This window comes from Bradyrhizobium elkanii USDA 76 (genome assembly GCF_023278185.1).
Classification (GTDB): Bacteria; Pseudomonadota; Alphaproteobacteria; order Rhizobiales; family Xanthobacteraceae; genus Bradyrhizobium; species Bradyrhizobium elkanii.
Genome location: NZ_CP066356.1, coordinates 3142217 through 3159607 on the forward strand (window position 1 = coordinate 3142217; position 17391 = coordinate 3159607).

Consider the following 17391-nt stretch of genomic DNA (forward strand, 5'->3'; position numbering starts at 1 on the left):
ATCTCTTGACGGAGGGCGGGGAGCCTTCCGCGCCGAGCCGGACTGGTTCTATCGGGCAAATCGCATCTGGATCGATGCCTTCAACATCAGTGCGGTCCATACACCTAACGGCATGACGATCCAGTTCGACAACGGGAGCATCCGGCGGCGTTTTGTGCCAGCAGCCCCCCGCCGCTCCGCCGTGGACGTGGCTAGGCAAGCTCAAGAACAATGAGAGCGGCACAACTGGTGATTCAGGCAGGGCCGCGTCCCATTTGGCGAGGAGAATCGCCGCCGTCCCAGAAATGTGTTGAGGCCCGGTTAGCCGCTTCAAGGCCGCGCGCAAGAGCGCCTGTTTCACGGCGGCGCGAGGACCCCTTTGGGCCCGCAAAGGGTCAAAATGCGCGTAAGGGGCAGCTCTTGGCGCAAACCAGACACATCTACACTTGGGCCACGCACGCAGGCATCATCGACAATCATCGAAGCCCAACGAATAGTTACTGGCGAGGCCGAGGCGGCAGATGACCAGCGTCAGGTCGGCTTCTGCGAAAATCGCGGCGTGAGCCCCCGAACGCGACGTCTGTCCGGTGAGCCAATTGACGAACGCAACCGGAGCGGCGACCTGCTACTTGCAGCCACGGCAAATCGTAAGCTTGCCCTTCAGTTTGTCATCTTCCGCGGGATCACCCGATCGCTGCCCAGAGACACGATCCGCTTCTTGACCGAGCTTGGACGGCTTCGCCGGGCGCGACCTGACAGGTCGCGTCGTCCGGCTTGACGCGTCATTGTCGTCGACGATGCCGACGCTAAAGCCATCGTAATCGGTGGCCGGCTTGGCCGGCGGCGGCAGCCTGTCGATCACCGGTGCTGGCGAAACGTTGTCGGGCGCCGACTGCGTGTCCTTGACAGTGGCAGATGGTGGAGCGCCCGCGGCGGTCGCCCGTGGTGGCACATCTTTAGCGGCTCGGGGTGATACCGAACCCTTGGCGGTCACCGCCGGCGGCGGAACGTCATCCGTCGCCGGTGACGACCCAAGACTGCTCTTTGATGATGGCGTGGAACTTTTGGCAGCCGCCCGCGGCGACACGCTGGGTGCCGCCATCGGCGGCCAAACGCTGTTGGTGGCGGCCGGAGGTGCCGCCCCCTGTTCACTCAATGGCGGCGGCGGAGCAAGCGAAAGCGGCGGGGCCAGCGACGTCTGACAGCTGGCGCTGTCTTGTAACCAAACACCAGCGACCAACAAGCCAAGGGCAAACAGCGCAGCGTTTTTCATTCGCGTTCTGCAAATCACTTTGACTGAAGGAATTGATCGCGTGACTTCCCTGGCCACGCTTCGGCGAAAATATCCACGCCTGACATGGCGATCAAAATTGCCTTCCAATTCTCTCGTCATAGGTCTCCACCTTGAACTTGGGATCACTACGCGTGCGTCAACGGCATGCGCCTAAGGATCGATCAGGACGCCCGGGTTGAGCATGCCGCGGGGATCCAGTTCGCGCTTGGCGGCCCGCAACGCGGCGGCAAAAAGCTGTGGCCGCTGTCGGTCATACCAGGGTCGGTGATCTCGGCCGACGGCATGGTGGTGCGTGATGGTGCCGCCCGCCGCGATCAGCGCGTCGCTCGCCGCGTCCTTGATGGCCTTCCACTGCGCGAGCAGCGCACCGTGGCGACCGCGCGCGTGGAAGGAGAAGTAGGGCGCCGGCCCGTCCGGGTAGACGTGGGTGAAGCGACAGGTGACTTCACCCTTCACCCCGGTCGCTTGCAGAATTGCGCGTTCGGTTGCCGCCTTGACCTGATCGTGAAAGGTTTCGAACCGATCCCAGGTGATGGCGGTCTCGAACGTATCGTTGATGATAGCAACGGGCGGTCAAGAATTCGCGCGCATAGGGCATGCGAATGAACGCGTTGCGCCAGATGCCTGCCGCGCCTTCGAGATGCGCGTCGCCGGCCTCGGCAGGCTCCGGTGTCCCGCGGTGGTCGGCGCAGCATTCGAGCGCACGCTTGAACCAGGCGTCGAGGGGATGATCGCCCGATTCGAATGCCAGCACCATGATGGCGGAGCTGCCGTCGGACGCGCCGGTGTTGAACGCCTCCTGCGGGTCCAGGATGCGGCAATTGGACGGATAGAGGCCGGCTTGCGCGACCGCACGCACCGCGCGCGCGGCATCGAAGAAAGTGGGAAAGCGAACCGATGCGCCGGCGCGGAATTTTGGACGCTGCTGCAATCGCATCCATGCGCGCGAGATCACGCCCAGGATTCCTTCCGAGCCGATGAACATGCGGTCGGGGCTCGGCCCCGCACCCGAACCGGGAAGCCGGCGCGTCTCCACGACGCCAACCGGCGTCACGACGCGCAGGCTTTCGACGAAATCGTCGATATGGGTGTAGAGACTGGCGAAGTGGCCGCCCGAACGCGTCGCGATCCAGCCGCCCAGGGTCGAATATTCAAAACTCTGCGGAAAATGCCGCAGCGTGAGGCGGTGCGGCTTGAGCTGGTTTTCCAGCGATGGACCATAGGTGCCGGCGTCGATCAATGCGGCGCGCGAGACCGGATCGACCTCGACGACGTTGGATAGATTGCGCAGGTCGAGCGTGACGGCCGCCTTGTGCTTGATGCCATCGGCCTGCGGCTCGACGCCGCCGCACACGGTCGATCCGCCCCCGAACGGCGTCAGCGAAGCGCCGACGGACCCCGCCCAGTCCATGACCGCCGATATCTCCGACTCGTTGCGTGGATAGGCCACGACATCGGGCGCGCAATCGTAATCGCCGAGCATGGCCCTGACATAATCCGGATAGGACTTGCCGTAAGTGTGCGCGGCGCGGTCGTAGCGTTCGGTCGTGCAGAACGGCGTGAGCGAAGCTGGCGGCACCACGCGCGGCTCCCGCAAGGACAGCTCTTCAAGGCCGGGAACGGTGACCGTGTCGAATTCGCCGGCGCCAAACTTGGCATGGTAGCGGCCGAGGACGAACGCCCGCTCTTCCGCGCTCATGCCTTCGCCCTCCCGTCCCCAGCCGTAATGTTTCAGCCTCGCGCCGGTCATGAGCGTTCCCCGCGTTTCGTTTCGAGAGTTTTCTGAATCGAAGAACAAGATGCTCTGAACGACAGCGCTGCAGAGTGAGCTCGTTCGATCGAAACAATACGCTTTCGAGCGGGAGTATGAAAGACGGCGGCGGCGGGACAGTTCCTTCAGCAAACGGCGCCGCAGCAGCCGCTGCACCCGGCTCAGTCCTACCCGCATGGGGTACGACCAAATGTCAGGCCGCCGTATTCCGCGCGGGTGGACATCATGCGACACGTTGAGAGAGCTTTGGCTTGCTGAATTGCGATAGACTGCACGGACAGCGGAATCCCTCCGTCTGGTTCGGAAGGTGCGCATTTGGTCTCTGAAAGCGACCTTGAGCTCGCTCTTGATTTCGTCCGGGCTCGGGCCGCCGGGCCGGTCGAGGGCATCTTTGGTCCAGGCTCGATGACCTGGCGGATCGACCGGGAAGCCATCACCTTTTTGGGCGCCGGTCGTGCCTTGCTGCTTCAGCTGGCGCATCCCTGGGTCGCCGCCGCCGTGGCCGAGCACTCGCGGACCTTCGCGGATCCGATCGGTCGCTTCCATCGAACCTTTGGCGTGGTGTTTACGATGGTGTTCGGCTCGCTCGATGCGGCCCTTACCGCTGCCCGGCACCTGCACCGCCGCCATACCATGATCGTTGGCCGCCTGCCCGATGCAATCGGTCCGTTCGAGAGCGGCTCGCTCTACCGCGCCAATGAGGTCGCAGCGTTGCGCTGGGTTCACGCGACCCTCGTCGACACCGCTCTGGCCGTCCACGACCTGATCCTGCCTCCGTTCTCGGTCGAAGAGCGCGAGCGCTATTGGGCCGAAAGCCGGCTGTTTGGGGCATTGTTCGGGCTGACGTCGAGCGACTTGCCGGCGGATTGGGATTCATTCGCGGCCTACACCGCGGAGATGATGCAATCGGATACATTGTCCGTCAGCACGGCCGCGCGCGAGGTGGCCCGACAGATCTTCGCCGGTGGACGACCATGGTTGCGGTCGCCGCGCTGGTATCAAACCCTGAGTGCCGAGCTGCTGCCGGACCGATTGCGCACCGGCTTCGGATTGGCCTTTGACGAACGCGACAGGAAGGCCGCACAGCGTGCCGTTGCGCGGATACGACGCATCTATCCCAAAATACCGACCCAGCTTCGCTACGTCGGCCCCTACCAGGAGGCTCAAGCGCGACTGCAGGGAACGACGCAGCTGGGCTGGACAACGCGGTGCCTGAACAGGGCCTGGATAGGACGCCCCCAGTTGGATGACCGCTGGAACAGGTGAAGCTGTCCCGGACAGCGGTTTCATCGTCCAGGGAAAGCAAATAACCGGCGCATCTCAAGAATGCACTGTCAAATCGTTGCACGATGACGAGCGGAATGTGCGAGTGATTGCGTCCTGCTCGGACGGTGTCGCGGTTTCAGACCCAGAGTTCGACTTGAAAATCTCCGGAGAGAATAGGATCACACTCAGCTCCAAGGAGCCGGTGCCAGTGGAAATGCCGTATGTTCGCTGCTCGATGTGAAGACCGCGCGGCGTGACGGAAACTGGTTAGATTGCCTCTCGTGCGCTGCTGGTGGCCTGTTCGATAGCAGAAAGCAGCAAGTCGGTATCAAGCGGCTTCGTCAGAAAAGCGCTGGCGCCCGCCGCCTCGCAATGTTCGCGTAATCTCGGATTAGCGCCTGCCGTAATGATGATTGCGGGAATTTGAAAACCGTTAGCTCTCAAATGCTGAAGCAGCTCAAGGCCGGTCCTACCCGGCATATGCATGTCAAAAATGACACAGCTTGGCATCCCGGTCACCAGTGCCGGAAGGAATGCCTCCGCAGAGCCAAAGGTCCTGGCGTGCAGAGAGTGTGCGCGCAGGAGGCTGCTTATTGCTTCCCGGAGTGATACGTCGTCGTCGACTACGGCAATCCACCCGGACGCCAGACTCGCTGATACCAACATTGGTGTAGGTTGGCATTTTGAAGCCCCCGCAAGTTTGCGTTAGATCAAAATAGCGGCGACGCAATCGAACCCAGCTGCTAAACAAGGGGCCTAACGAGCCCGTTGGCGAGGAACTGGTCCTTCGGGTTGGGCCATTTGCGCGCACTGCCCGGCTACGCGGACTTGCGGTGTGGCTTGGATGCCGGCTTCTTGGCGGCCTTCGGGGCCTTGGTGGGAGCCGCTTATCACATGAGCATGCCGTTGAGTTAGCACAGCTACGAGAGTTCCTGTGATCGTTTCATTTTTTCGACAGTCGTCACCACGGAAAAGCTGTGTTACAAGCCGCTCCTCTTGAAAGGAGCAATGATTGTGAAGAAAGCAACCAAGAAAGCCGTGAAGCGGCGCGAGTGGACTAAGAACGACATCAAGGAACTCAAGGCGCATTCAAAGGCACGCACGCCGATCGGAAGAGTTGCGAAGGCGACTAAGCGGACAATCGGTGCGCTGCGCGTCAAAGCATCACAGCTGGGAATTGGACTGGGACATCAGCGGTAGCATTGCGCGCAGCCACCAGTGCCATCGATAGCAATGTCGTAGGCGACCCGAAGGCCGCCCCCTTGAAGCGCCTCTTCGCCAACAAGCCGCCCGCTGTCCGCTTTACGATGAACAAGATCTCGGTCAGGTCATGTAGCGCGTTGTCGGCCCGCGGGTCCGGCAAATCCTCAAAGCACTCGTCAAATCGTTGCATCAGCCGCTCCCTTCAGATCAGGAGCTGCCTTCAGAATCCCTTTCCTTCGATTTGGCAAATACTTGCATGCGCACAGCAGTGAGGAGCTTCGGCGCCGGCCATCATTCTCACTCAAGAGCGTTCCAGTTTGCCGATCCGGATCGGGACGTGCCGCTGCCCCCAGTTGCCCCGGGTGGGTCTCGAACAGGCCAGAGATTGTGGTCGAGCAAATACTGCAACGGCCGTCCCCTGTGAGCCGCCAAGTGGTGATGTCATACGAATTTCGGCCGATGATCCGCTCACCGCAGCCCGGGCAGTACGTGCTTTGGCCCCTCTCGTCATAGACATTCCCGGCGTAGACGAAGTGCAGCCCGACCTCGCGCGCTATATCGCGAGCCCTCGTCCAGTGTGACGGCCGGCGTACGGGGCAGTTCTAGCATCTTGTAGTCAGGGTGGAAGGCGGTGAGATGTAAGGGCACGTCGGGTCCTAGCCTTGTCATCACCCACTCGCTCAGCTTCTTTACCTCCTCTGAGTTGTCGTTGTGACCCGGGATCAGCAGCGTTGTGATTTCGAATCAGACCCTCGTGTTGTGCTTCAGATACGCGAGCGTATCCAGGACGGCGCCAAGTTGGCCGGTGCACAGCCGTTTGTAGAACGTCTCGGTGAACGCCTTGAGGTCAGCGTTGGCGGCGTCCATGAAGGTGTAGAGTTCCTCCCGCGCCGCCGCGTTAATGCAGCCCGCCGTGACCGCCACGTTCTTGATCCCGCGACGGCGCGCCACCTTTGCAACGTCCACGGCATATTCGAGGAAGATGACCGGGTCGTTATAGGTGTAGGCGATAGAGCGCGAGCCGGTGTTCTGGCCGAGCAATCACGCCGCGTCAGCCAACAGCCCCGGATGCGCCACCATCTAGGCCCACGCCGCCTATGAGCCGGGCACGCGTGCGCTGGAAATGCCGGGTGCTGAGCCGATCACGCATACATTCGCAGACGCCGACGAACTCGAGGCTATGCGGGACGATGTCCGCGCTCTGCGGACCAAGGTCGACCTTGTGATCCTTTCATGCCATTGGGGCGTGTCGTCCAAAGAGGAGCCAGTCGCATATCAGCGCGAAATAGCCCGAGCCGCCATCGACGTGGGGGCAGACATGGTGTTCGGCCACCATCCGCATGTGGTCCAGGCCGGCGAAATCTATCAGGGTAAGCCGATCTTCTACAGCCTTGGCAATTTTGCGTTCGACTGGGACGTTATGCGCGGCCGTCATCTCGATGGTCTGGCGCTGCGGTGCTTGATCGCGGGAAAGAAGATCACCGAAATTGAATTACTACCGGTCCGTCGCAACGAGCACAACGATATCTGCGTACATAGTGCAGACACCGGCGCGGGCAAGGACATTCTCGGCCGTTTCGAGCAGCTGAACAGGAAACTCGAAGACTCAATCGTCTTGTCGAGGGCCACTCACCTGCGGCTTGAGGGTATTGGTAAGGTTAACGCGGCTGCTGACTCCCCCGAGCCGTTGTTTTGCCGAGCGATATCCAATCAGGGGAGCAAGAGGCCTCGCTCCTGACTGCGAGGAAAGCGCCTGCCGCCTGTCAGACATTCTCCTTGGGCGGAAAAGCCCTGGATCTTCCATGTACCACCGTATCGCACTCACCATGCGATGCTCGTCGCCTTTGTGAACTTGCGCGCGAACGAAAAAGAAGCACGTATCGCTGCGGTCGCCGCGCTGGGGGACAACGAGTATCCAGTAAGATGTTGATCTTCTTGCACTCAAACCTGCAACCAGAACGTTATGAGTGGCCGAACGAGGATCGTTGACCTTTCGTTTCAGGGGCGAAGTCGCACTGACGGTCTCATGCTCCGAGCACCGGCTCCTTGCCGGTGAAGGCCCTGAGTATATTCGCCGTCAGGCGCGAAAGACCGTTGTCGCAGCCGTTCCAGGCCAGGGCGCCGGCATAGGCGATGGAGCCGACCGAAAACACCCAGCCGCCTCCATCGATCGGAAACAGGACCATGTCCGATCTCACCACGTCAGGCCGCTGTGCGCCTCCCTGATCCGGGAGCGAAAGAGTAAGATCCTCGATGACGAGCTGATACTCGTTGCCAAGCCCGGTCGAAGTCCCGAGCACATAGGCATGCTCGGGACTCCCGAGCGTAACGTCGTACCTGTCGACCTCGTCTCCCACCGCTCCACCCAGCACGTAGCCGTAATCGCCGACGATTTCCTCAGTGATGCCGTCGAACAATTTCGCGGCGGGCGAATTGTAGCTCGCCTCCAGCCGCCGATAGCCGCAGCCCTTCGACCATCCCTCCGATGCGAAGCCCACGCCTAGCATCTTGTTCGGGGCGCGGCCGCGCGTGCGCCAGATGCCGCCGGCTTCAGTCGTCGCAACATGGGTCCGTTCGCCATAGGGGGCATCCCAGCAGCGCGTGCCGCTGTTGTCGCGGCGCACCTCGATGACCCAGGGCTTTGCACCGAGCCGGCTCGTCACCCAGTAGAAGCCGTTGCCGCCAAGATACATGACCCGGCCGCCGTCATGCAGGTATCCGTCGAGGATATCGAGGCCGGTTCGTGTCCAGTATTCCGGGTGCGAGCCCGTGACGATCGCCGCGTACCGGTCGGCCAGGTTGCGGCCACCACGTTCGAAATCCTCGTCGGTTGCGACATGATATTCGATGCCGAGGTGCTCCAGCCATTCGATGATGTACATGTCGACGGGAAAGTGACGATACGAGCCCGTTAGCCAGTTCGGAAAACCAGGGCGGACGTTGAACAGCGGCCGTCTGCGGCCCGAATAGCGAACCGGCGTTCCGTCGGCATGGGTATCGTAGCAGGAGCGGCCCGGCTCCGGATGTGAGAACAAGTACTGTTCGTCCTCGGGCACCACCTTGTCATGAGGCATCACCGATGAGAAATCGAGCGAGGCCAGGTGGTCGTTCGCATAGGCCAGATAGGTGTTGGTCGGCACCAGGAACAGCACGGGTGCCGAGGTGCCCGGGACCGGCCTGACAAACAGCGGAAAATGATTGCGGCTTCCGCCGGCCTCGAGCCGAACTGCATAGACTCCGCTTTGAAAGTCCTCCGGCAGGTGGAATTCGAGATTATACCGCCAGCCGGCATCCACCATGTCGTCGTCGTGGAATTGCAGCGCACAGTAATGCTCGGGAACTTCGACGAAGGAGTCGCTTCGCCCGTCCCAGTTACGTCCGGTCACACCGCGCTCGACGCCGTTGACAAGGTGCCCCTTTCCGCCTCCAGCGTCCGGCTCAATCGTCTCTGACGCGAAGTCCCTGCCGAGTTTCCATGCTGCCCATGCCGGTTGCGCGGGAGTCTTCCCTGCGTGCCATGCGGCGATCGTCTCTGCGGATGGCTTCGCGAGGTGCAGCGTCGGCGAGTCGATCTTGCCGTTATATGGCTCCAACGGCGACCCGGACGGGCCGATGCCGGACGCCGCGAGCCGGAGCGTGGCCGCATTTGCCGTCGCGCCGGTCGCCGCGCAGAGCGTGCGTTGTGCCCCAACCTTGGCATCAAGACGCCTGAGGTCGATGCAGACTTCGCCGTCGCCGATGGTAGTCAGGATCGAATACCAGTGTTTGGCGATGATCGCATCCGGCAAGACCGCGAGCGGTGCGCTGCCCATTCGAAGCGCAAGACCGCCTGAGACGATGACGAGCGCAATGTCGCCAATCGACCAGATGGCCTGGGGCGCGCTCCGCTCGGGGACGGTCGGCCATGCCCAGCAATGGACGCTGATCGCCGTATCCTTGATCGGTGAGGGAAGCGGAAATTCGGCGTGCGAGCCGACCACCGTGGATTGCACGCCGCCGGAAACGGTGCGGTCGAGCACCGACGAGAAATCGACCACCTTGCCCTCGATCGCTTCGTCGCGCCCGGGACCCGAGACCAGTCGCACGAGGCTTGCGCGGACGGTGGCGTGCGGCGTGCTGATCGCAAGCCGGACGACATCGCCGGGCTCGCAGGACCACTCCTCGAAATAAGCCTGGATATCCATCTGACGCCGCCCACGCTCGCTGGTTAAGTCCGCTTCGGACGCGCAATGTCCGAGCGCGCGCCCATCATTCGCGGATCAAAGCCGGCGGGGAAACATCTGTTGCGGCATTCTGGAGTCCGGGAGCAACAACACTGGAGAAGAGGACAGGCGCGCCGCGGCTGGTCCCGAAAGTCCGCGTCACAATCCGCGCAGGAAGCGGTCGCCGAGCGCGACCGTTCCGTCGGTGTAGCCCGTACCCAGGCGCCGTGCGGTTTCGGTGTCCGAATGCGAAGCGAGCCAGGCCGTCAGCAGCATGCGCCTGAGCATCACGAACGCAGGCAGCATGGCCTCGTCGTCGCGCGAGACCGGTGCGACGGTCCGGTATCCCGCAAGCCACGACTGCTGGAGCAGGTCCATCACCGGCTCGTGCTCGATGAAGCTGACGGCCGCGGCGAAGTCATAGAAGAACCACGAGAAGCCGCAATCGTCGAAGTCGATGACGCCGAGCCGGTCGCCTTCGACGAGCAGGTTGGCGAGGCGGAGGTCGGCGTGAACGAGGCCAAACCGCTGCTCGCTCCGTCCGTAAGCCTCGACGCGCCGTTCAAGTTCGTCGGCGACCCTCTGCAGCAGCCTGCGGCCATCGTCGCGCAGGCCAAGACCGGCGCGCCAGTCACCCCATAGTGGCCGGCGGCCCAGCATGGCATCGAAATCCCAGACCTTGCGCTGGAACGTTGATGGCATTGTCCATCGGCGGCTGTGCGCGTGAAGCCGCGCGCTGGTCGCGCCGAGCTCGCCGAACCAGGTGGCCAGATCGTCCGAGGCGTCCGGCTCCTTGCCGCTGAGGAATTCGAACGCAACGACGTGTCGCGTCGCGCCACTCAGGGGAATGGGGCACAACAGGTGTCCCTCCCGATCGGCGACCGGGCGCGGCGTGAGCACCACGTTGTCTGCGATCACGGCGTCGATCCAGGCGAGCTCGGACGCAATCTCGTCCGGCGAGTGATAGCCGGGCCGCTGCACGCGCAACACGAGTTTTTGCCGAGCGGCCGGGTCCTGCGCAAGAAAGGTGGTGTTCTCGGAATGGCTGAGAAAGACGAGCGTCGATTGCGATGATAGTCCCCAGCGCGGCAGGCTCGCCGCGAGAGAGGCCTGCATGCTCTCGATGAGGCCGGGAGTCATCATCGCGGCCAACCGACCGTCTCGGGGGGCGCGAGGTCAAGAAGGCTCGCGATGATGCGATCGGGAACGACGTCTGCAACCGCATTGAAAGGGACGTCGCTGGCGAGCAGGATCGACCGCATGCCGGCGGCCTTTCCTGCGGCGATATCGGTGCCGATCTGGTCGCCGACCATGACGGTCTCATGCCGGGCGGTGCCGAGATGCGCCAGCGCCTGTTCGATCAGGAACGGTTGCGGCTTGCCTAGCACGATCGGCTTCGTATTGGGAACGGCCGCCGCAATCGCGGCCGTGATCACGCCGACGCAAGGATCGTAGCCGTCATGAACCGGCGTCAGGACATCTGGATTGGTGGCGATGACGGTTGCGCCGGCGAGTGCGGCCCTAACCGCGGTACGCAGCTTGACGTAGTCGAACGCGGCATCGAATCCGAGCACGACGATCTTGGGTTCGACGCAGGTCAGGCGATAGCCGCTGTCCTCGATCGCCTCGAGCAGTGGTCGCTCGCCGATCGCAAACACGGGCGTGGTGCGCGCCCAGCGCCGTTCGAGCAGGGATGTGACCGCCGAAATCGTCGTGAAGACCTGTGACGGCTCGGCCGGAATGCCGATGCGGCTCAGCTTGGCTGCAAATTGCGCGGCGGATTTGGTCGAATTGTTGGTGACGAACGCATAGGGCAGGCCCCGCTCGCTCCATCCGAGAAATGCCTTGACGGAGTCTTCGATCGGAGTGTCGCCGCGATAGGCGACACCGTCGAGATCCGAGATGATGCCGCGAATGGGATGGTCGGCCGGAGCAACACGCTGTTCCAATGCTGGGATTCCGTTCAGTTCCGCGAGCGTGATCATACGGTTGCCGGCATGGCGTTGCTGCTCTGTGCATCCATGATTTGTGTGCTGCACACTGGAGAGGTGTCCTTGCTTGCCGTGCGTCATGTTTCCGGGAGCGGAAAATCTCTGTGCGCGACTGCGGCGCCCCGGGAGTGTCAGCAACGGAATCGTGGAGCAGCAGGAATCGGGCGATTGCCGTCTTTGGTCTAGGCTTTGCAGGCGTGAAAGCCACGATTTGTGCAAGACGATCGAAACGGCTGAGTGCCTTGCGGCCTCGAGAGCAGTTTCAGCGTTGCCGAAATCATCGAGGGATTACCATATGATCAACCGCAGAGACTTGATGTTAGGGGGACTGGCCGGGGCCGCGGCGTTCGGCTTCGGGCGGGTCAATCCCGACTTTCTTGTGAATTCCGCCTTTGCCGCCGAGGGCAAGACACTGCGCTTTCTTGGCGCGGAAGCGCTGACCGGCAACTGGGACCCAACCACCCATACCAATCTCGGCCAGCTCATCGTCGAGGGCTTCGTGTTCGGCTATCTGACGCGGGCGCCGATGCGGCCGGAGAAACCGGACGAGCTGATCTTCGAGCTGGCTGAATCGATGAAGCCCATCGACACCTATAAGATGGAGGTGAAGCTCAGGAAGGGCGTCAAATTTCATGACGGGACCCCGTTCACAGCGGCCGACGTCAAGGCGACCTACGAATATGGCTGCCAACCCGATCGTCCGGCGCAGTGGTACCCCGGTCTCGTCACCGTCGACGTCGTCGACGACTACACCTGCCACATCAACACCAAGGCGCAGGGCTATCCGGCGACGCTCTACTACTATCTGTCGTCCTTCCTGCCGATCATGTCGGCCAAGGACGTTGCCAACAAGGCGCAGCTCTCGGCGCGCATGAACGGCACGGGCCCCTACAAATATGTCGAGCAGAAAGGCGACACCACCGTTCTCGCCGCCAATCCCGACTTCTTCCTCGGCGCAGCGAAGATCCCGGGTGTCGAGTATCACTTCGTCGGTGACACCACGACGCGCACGCTGTCGCTGTTGAACGGCGAGGCCGACATCATCGAGCGGCTCGAGCAGGAGCAGGTCGAGACCATCTCGAAGGATGCCCGCTTCAGCATCCACAAGGCGGTTTCGGTCGAGAACAAATACCTGTTCTTCCGCTGCTCGAAGAAGCCGTTCGACGATCCGAGGATTCGCCTCGCCGCATGCTACTCGATCGACCGCAAGCAGGTGCTCGACGTGCTCGGCGTCTCCGGCATCTATTCCAAGGCGCACATCTCGCCGGTCAAGTTCGGCTATGCCGAGGTGGCCGACTATCCTGAATTCGATCCGGACAAGGCGCAGAAGCTGCTCGCGGAGGCCGGCTTCCCCAAAGGCCAGGGCCTGCCCGAGCTCACCTATTACACGTCGGTCGGCTTCTATCCGAAGACGAAGGAATATGCCGAGTTGATTACCGGCATGCTCCAGGAGCAGGGGTTCAAGGTCAATCTGCAGACGCTCGAAGTCGCGGCGTGGGGTAATTTGCTTTACGACAAGCCCGGCGGCGGTGAGGGCAACATGATCGACTGCGGCTGGTGCACCGGCTCGCCCGAGCCGGATCTCGTCCTGCGCACACACTTCCACTCCTCCTCCAAGCGCATCACCGGCATCGTCGACAAGGACATCGACGCGGTGCTGGACAAGGAGCGCAACGCCACGACAATCGAGGAGCGCAAGAATATCCTGCAGACCGAGACGCTGCCGACCATCGCCAAGAAGGCCCCGGCGCTCGCGTTGTTCACCTCGGTCTTCATCCATGCCTACAGCAAGAAGCTGGATGGTCTGTACATCTATCCGAACGGCATGCAGGACATGACCAAGGCAACATTGGCATGATGATTGCTCGGCAGGCCGGGTACGCCCGGCCTGCCGGTTCGCGAACGCAGGCCGGACTGGTCGGGTCTGGTCCTCATGAATTGCAAGGGTAGCCCTTCTCGATGTTGATCCTGGAATTCCTGGTCAAGCGGATCGCGCAGGGCATCCTGATCGTCTTCATCACGTCGTTGATCATCTTCACGCTGCTGCGCGTGGTGCCGGGCGATCCCGTGCGCCTGATCGTCGGCGGCATGGCGCCGGCCGACGTGGTCGAGAAGGTCGCGACCAAGATGGGGCTGCGCGACCCCATCATCGTGCAATATGGTCGGTACATGCGCGGGCTGGTACAGGGCGATCTCGGGCAATCCTATTTGCGGCCGCGCAGCGGCATGATCGCGACCGGCGGGCAGTATGTTGACCCGACCAAGTCGGATATGGCGCCGGTGATCGATCTCATCCTCGAACGCCTGCCGTTCACGCTGCAACTGGGCGGCATGGCGCTCGTGTTCGCGCTGCTGCTGTCGTTTCCGATCGGCATAGCGGGCGGGCTGCACCAGCATCGCTGGCAGAATGCGTTGGCGTTCGGAATGCAGTCGCTGTTCGTCTCGATTCCGAATTTCTGGCTCGCGATCGTTCTGATCCTGTTTCTGTCGGTGAAGCTGAAGCTGCTGCCGGCGCTCGGTTACCAGGGATTTTCCTATGTCATCCTGCCGGCCTTCGTGCTCGCGGTGGAGATCGCCCCCTTCATCATCCGCACGCTGACGACCTCGCTCGGCGAGGTCATGCAAGCGCCGTTCATCGATGAGGCGCGGGTACGCGGCCTGTCTCGCCGCCGTATCGTCTATTCGCACGCCCTGCGCAACGCGGCAGTGCCGCTAGTCAACCTGCTCGGGATCCAGCTTTCGACGCTGATCGGCGGCGTTCTCGTGATCGAATACATTTTCGACTATCCTGGCCTCGGCAATCTGACCGTGGTCTCTGTCGTCGGGCGCGACTTTCCGGTCATCCAGGGCATCGCCATCACGACCAGCGCCGTCTTTGTCTTCATCAATATCATCGTGGATTTGGTCGCCTATCTGATCGATCCCCGCGTGGAGATCTGAGCATGACGGCCACCACGATCATCGCCGAGGAGCCCGCCTTGCCGGCGGCCCCAATCCGTTCGGTCAACCGCCGCATCATGGCCGCCGCCTGGCGCATGCCGAGCTTCAAGATCGGCTTCTTCATCTTCATTGCGCTGGTGCTGGCCTCGGCCATCTATCCCGAGGTGTCCTCGATCAGTGCGACCAAGATGGTGGTGAAGGACAAGTTCATGTCGCCGGTCTTTCTCGGCGACAAATGGACCTGGGATCATCCGCTGGGTACGGATCAGCTCGGCCGCGACATGCTGATGCGCAGCCTGATCGGCCTGCGCTATTCGCTGCTGGTCGGCGTCGTCACGGTCGTGCTCATCTTTGTCATCGGCTGCGGCCTTGGCCTGTTCGCCGGCTTCAAGGGCAAATGGTGGGACACCGTCATCATGCGGATCACCGATGCCCAATTGTCGATTCCGATGATCATCCTGGCGATCACCATTCTCGGCGTGTCGCGGCCGACGGTGCCGACCATCATCATCGTGCTGGCGCTGTCCGGCTGGCCGCTCTACGCGCGCGTGGCACGCAGCGCCGCGGTCACCGAGCGCGGCAAGGAATATGTCCGCGGCCTGCGCGTGCTCGGCGCCGGGGACTGGCGGATCCTGTTTCTGTTCGCCGCTCCGAACATCCTGCCGCCGATCGCATTCGTCGCCGTGCTCGACGTCGCACGCATGATGATCTTCGAAGCGATCCTCGGCTTCCTGGGGCTTGGCATCCAGCCGCCGACGCCGAGCTTCGGCAGCATCATCGCCGACTCCCGCAAATACCTGATCAATGCCTGGTGGATCGCGACCACGCCGGGCGTGTTCCTGGCTATCGCGCTTACCTCGATCAACCTGATGGGGTCGGCGCTCGAGAAGGCGCGCAACCGCATCTATGGAGGTCTCTGAGATGGATCTCTCGCTCATTCTGGAGGTCGACGACCTCACGGTCGGTGCTTCGGCGCCGGGCGTCGCGCCGATCCTCGATCACATCTCCTTCCGCCTCAACACGTCGGAGATCTTCGGCATCTATGGCGAAAGCGGCGCCGGCAAGACGGTGCTCAGCCGCGCATTGGCGAACTGGCTGCCGGAAAGTCTGGCGTATCGCTCCGGACGGGTCACGTTCGCCGGCCACGACATTCTCGGCGCCGGGGCGCGCGAGGTGCGGATCGGCCGCGACATCGCCTATATCGGCTCCAAGCCGCAAAGCTCGCTCGATCCGACGATACCGGTCGGGACCCAGATCGCGGAAAAGCTGCACAGCGTCAGGCCCGAATGGAATCCGCGCGAATGCCGCGAGCGGGTCGTGCAGCTCCTCGGCGAGGTCCGGATTCCATCGCCGAAAGAGCGCTATTGGGACTACCCGGCAAAATTTTCCGGCGGCATGATGCAGCGCGCGATGATCGTGGACGCGATCTGCGCCGAGCCCGCCGTCCTGATCGCCGACAACATTACCCAGCCGCTCGATGTCACCATCGCGGCACAGATCGTGGCGCTGCTCCACGACCTTTGCCTCCGCCACAGGATGGCGACAATCTATCTGTCGTCTTCCTTGCCCACGCTCGGCCAGTTCGGCGACCGCACGGCCGTGCTCCATCAGGGCCGGTTCGTCGAGCAGCAGGCGTTTGCCGGCCTGCTCGCCTCGCCACAGACCGACTACACGCGCAAGGCCATTGCCAGTGTGCCGCGCATGTGGGCGACCACGGAGGGCCCGCTGGCCCGCCGCAAGGCGCATGACGAAGTGCCGCTGATGAAGGTGGAGCACGTTGTTCGGACCTATCGCGCGCGCAAGCGGGGGACGTTCAATACCTACAGCAACGTGCAGGCGGTGCGCGGCGTAACGCTCGACATCATGCCGCGCGAGAATTTCGGCATCGTCGGGGAATCCGGCTGCGGCAAGTCGACCCTCACGCGCCTGCTGGCCTGGCTGGAGGTTCCCGACAACGGCAGCATCGTCCTCAACGGCACGTCGCTCGGGACGTTGTCGCCGCGCGAGCTGATCCGCACCCGCAGCGAATTCCAGCTGCTGCTGCAGGATCCGTACAATGCGCTGCCGCCGCGCACCACCGTCGGCCGCATGATCGAGGAGAGCCTGCTGATCCGCGGCAATGTCGCCCGCGCGGACCTGCGCAGCCGGGTCATCGCAGCGATGGCCGAGGTCGGTCTTGCCGCCGAGCTCTATGACCAGCTCCCGAACACGCTCTCCACCGGCGAGCGCCAGCGCATCTCGATCGCGCGTGCCCTGATCCTCGATCCCAAGCTGCTGATCCTCGACGAAACCTTGTCCGCGCTGGATCAACGCGAGCAGTCAAGGCTGATCGACCTGTTCTCGAAGCTGCAGGAGAAGAACGACCTCACCTATGTCTTCATCTCCCATGATCTCGCAATGGTGCGCAGGGTCTGCACGCGCATTGCCGTGATGTATCTCGGTGAGATGGTCGAGATCGCCGACAACCGCGAGCTGTTCTTCGATCCCCGGCATCCCTACACCAAGGCATTGCTCTCGGCCGCCCCGACGCTGGAGGAGAAGCCGTTCAACCCGGCGGACTTCTTGCTGGAGGGCGAACCGCCGAGCCCGATCGATATCCCGGCGGGATGCAGCTTTGCCTCGCGCTGCCCGAAGGCGTTCGGCCGCTGCCGGCTGGAGACGCCGAAGCTGGTCGAACACGCGCCGGGGCGCTTCGCCGCCTGCCACCTGCTCGACGGCGAGCCGGCGCAGGCCGCGGCCTGAGCG

15 protein-coding genes are annotated in these 17391 nt (G+C 62.7%); 8 read left to right on the plus strand and 7 right to left on the minus strand.

Going from position 1 to position 17391, the window contains the following annotated elements:
* The first annotated feature begins 962 nt into the window (after positions 1 to 962).
* On the plus strand, positions 963 to 1181 hold the full coding sequence (locus JEY66_RS14985; protein ID WP_016844683.1) for a hypothetical protein: 219 nt from the start codon (positions 963 to 965) through the stop codon (positions 1179 to 1181).
* A 242-nt stretch (positions 1182 to 1423) separates the two neighbouring features.
* Here the strand turns inward: JEY66_RS14985 and JEY66_RS45705 are convergent, their stop codons facing one another.
* Entirely contained in the window at positions 1424 to 1834 is a 411-nt protein-coding gene (locus JEY66_RS45705; RefSeq protein ID WP_307724562.1) for an FAD-linked oxidase C-terminal domain-containing protein, read from the minus strand.
* On the minus strand, positions 1719 to 3524 hold the full coding sequence (locus JEY66_RS45120) for an FAD-binding oxidoreductase (RefSeq protein ID WP_253623039.1): 1806 nt from the start codon (positions 3522 to 3524) through the stop codon (positions 1719 to 1721). The genes JEY66_RS45705 and JEY66_RS45120 overlap by 116 nt, the downstream gene beginning before the upstream one ends.
* Between JEY66_RS45120 and JEY66_RS14995 the strand changes: the two genes are divergently transcribed.
* A complete protein-coding gene (locus JEY66_RS14995) occupies positions 3450 to 4310 on the plus strand; it encodes an oxygenase MpaB family protein (protein WP_018272941.1) in 861 nt (286 codons plus the stop codon). The two genes, JEY66_RS45120 and JEY66_RS14995, sit on opposite strands and share 75 nt — an antisense overlap.
* Before the next feature lie 267 nt (positions 4311 to 4577).
* On the opposite strand, the gene JEY66_RS15000 is transcribed toward JEY66_RS14995, so the two are convergent.
* The gene (locus JEY66_RS15000) at positions 4578 to 4976 is read right to left on the minus strand and encodes a response regulator transcription factor (RefSeq protein WP_018272940.1); all 399 of its coding nucleotides are present in this window, start codon (positions 4974 to 4976) and stop codon (positions 4578 to 4580) included.
* A gap of 342 nt (positions 4977 to 5318) precedes the next feature.
* Here JEY66_RS15000 and JEY66_RS15005 point away from each other — a divergent pair, with 342 nt between their 5' ends.
* A complete protein-coding gene (locus tag JEY66_RS15005; protein WP_075968915.1) occupies positions 5319 to 5510 on the plus strand; it encodes a hypothetical protein in 192 nt (63 codons plus the stop codon).
* Positions 5511 to 6257: 747 nt separating this feature from the next.
* On the opposite strand, the gene JEY66_RS15010 is transcribed toward JEY66_RS15005, so the two are convergent.
* Positions 6258 to 6554, minus strand: a complete 297-nt coding sequence (locus JEY66_RS15010) for a hypothetical protein (protein WP_016844677.1) — start codon at positions 6552 to 6554, stop codon at positions 6258 to 6260.
* A gap of 82 nt (positions 6555 to 6636) precedes the next feature.
* On the opposite strand from JEY66_RS15010, the gene JEY66_RS15015 reads away from it, so the two are divergent.
* Positions 6637 to 7251, plus strand: a complete 615-nt coding sequence (locus JEY66_RS15015) for a CapA family protein (RefSeq protein ID WP_016844676.1) — start codon at positions 6637 to 6639, stop codon at positions 7249 to 7251.
* Positions 7252 to 7537: 286 nt separating this feature from the next.
* Here JEY66_RS15015 and JEY66_RS15020 read toward each other — a convergent pair whose 3' ends face one another.
* The 3 genes from JEY66_RS15020 to JEY66_RS15030 form a co-directional block, all read right to left on the minus strand.
* Positions 7538 to 9697, minus strand: coding sequence for a N,N-dimethylformamidase beta subunit family domain-containing protein (locus JEY66_RS15020; protein WP_018272938.1), 2160 nt, complete (start codon positions 9695 to 9697; stop codon positions 7538 to 7540).
* 177 nt (positions 9698 to 9874) lie between these two features.
* Complete coding sequence (locus tag JEY66_RS15025; protein ID WP_041482946.1) at positions 9875 to 10858, minus strand: phosphotransferase enzyme family protein; 984 nt, start codon at positions 10856 to 10858, stop codon at positions 9875 to 9877.
* Positions 10855 to 11664, minus strand: a complete 810-nt coding sequence (locus JEY66_RS15030) for an HAD-IIA family hydrolase (protein WP_038375837.1) — start codon at positions 11662 to 11664, stop codon at positions 10855 to 10857. The genes JEY66_RS15025 and JEY66_RS15030 overlap by 4 nt, the downstream gene beginning before the upstream one ends.
* A 337-nt stretch (positions 11665 to 12001) precedes the next feature.
* Here JEY66_RS15030 and JEY66_RS15035 point away from each other — a divergent pair, with 337 nt between their 5' ends.
* From JEY66_RS15035 to JEY66_RS15050, 4 genes are all read left to right on the plus strand, one after another.
* Positions 12002 to 13564 carry an ABC transporter substrate-binding protein gene (locus JEY66_RS15035; RefSeq protein WP_016844671.1) on the plus strand — a complete coding sequence of 521 codons (1563 nt, stop codon included), beginning with the start codon at positions 12002 to 12004 and terminating at the stop codon, positions 13562 to 13564.
* Positions 13565 to 13665: 101 nt separating this feature from the next.
* Positions 13666 to 14646 (plus strand): ABC transporter permease, encoded by a 981-nt coding sequence (locus JEY66_RS15040; RefSeq protein WP_018272936.1) that lies wholly within the window; start codon positions 13666 to 13668, stop codon positions 14644 to 14646.
* Between the two features lie 2 nt (positions 14647 to 14648).
* Positions 14649 to 15566, plus strand: a complete 918-nt coding sequence (locus JEY66_RS15045) for an ABC transporter permease (RefSeq protein WP_016844669.1) — start codon at positions 14649 to 14651, stop codon at positions 15564 to 15566.
* 1 nt (position 15567) lies between these two features.
* Positions 15568 to 17388: an ABC transporter ATP-binding protein gene (locus JEY66_RS15050; RefSeq protein ID WP_026193108.1), complete on the plus strand. Its 1821-nt coding sequence runs from the start codon at positions 15568 to 15570 to the stop codon at positions 17386 to 17388.
* Positions 17389 to 17391: the final 3 nt, after the last annotated feature.

Excerpts from the sequence above, each read along its gene's own strand:
- JEY66_RS14995 (WP_018272941.1), top strand. The coding sequence starts at position 3,450 with ATGACCTGGCGGATCGACCGGGAAGCCATCACCTTTTTGGGCGCCGGT.
- JEY66_RS45120 (WP_253623039.1), bottom strand. The coding sequence starts at position 3,524 with ATGCGCCAGCTGAAGCAGCAAGGCACGACCGGCGCCCAAAAAGGTGAT.
- JEY66_RS15000 (WP_018272940.1), bottom strand. The coding sequence starts at position 4,976 with ATGTTGGTATCAGCGAGTCTGGCGTCCGGGTGGATTGCCGTAGTCGAC.
- JEY66_RS15005 (WP_075968915.1), top strand. The coding sequence starts at position 5,319 with ATGATTGTGAAGAAAGCAACCAAGAAAGCCGTGAAGCGGCGCGAGTGG.
- JEY66_RS15015 (WP_016844676.1), top strand. The coding sequence starts at position 6,637 with ATGCCGGGTGCTGAGCCGATCACGCATACATTCGCAGACGCCGACGAA.
- JEY66_RS15020 (WP_018272938.1), bottom strand. The coding sequence starts at position 9,697 with ATGGATATCCAGGCTTATTTCGAGGAGTGGTCCTGCGAGCCCGGCGAT.
- JEY66_RS15025 (WP_041482946.1), bottom strand. The coding sequence starts at position 10,858 with ATGATGACTCCCGGCCTCATCGAGAGCATGCAGGCCTCTCTCGCGGCG.
- JEY66_RS15035 (WP_016844671.1), top strand. The coding sequence starts at position 12,002 with ATGATCAACCGCAGAGACTTGATGTTAGGGGGACTGGCCGGGGCCGCG.
- JEY66_RS15040 (WP_018272936.1), top strand. The coding sequence starts at position 13,666 with ATGTTGATCCTGGAATTCCTGGTCAAGCGGATCGCGCAGGGCATCCTG.
- JEY66_RS15045 (WP_016844669.1), top strand. The coding sequence starts at position 14,649 with ATGACGGCCACCACGATCATCGCCGAGGAGCCCGCCTTGCCGGCGGCC.
- JEY66_RS15050 (WP_026193108.1), top strand. The coding sequence starts at position 15,568 with ATGGATCTCTCGCTCATTCTGGAGGTCGACGACCTCACGGTCGGTGCT.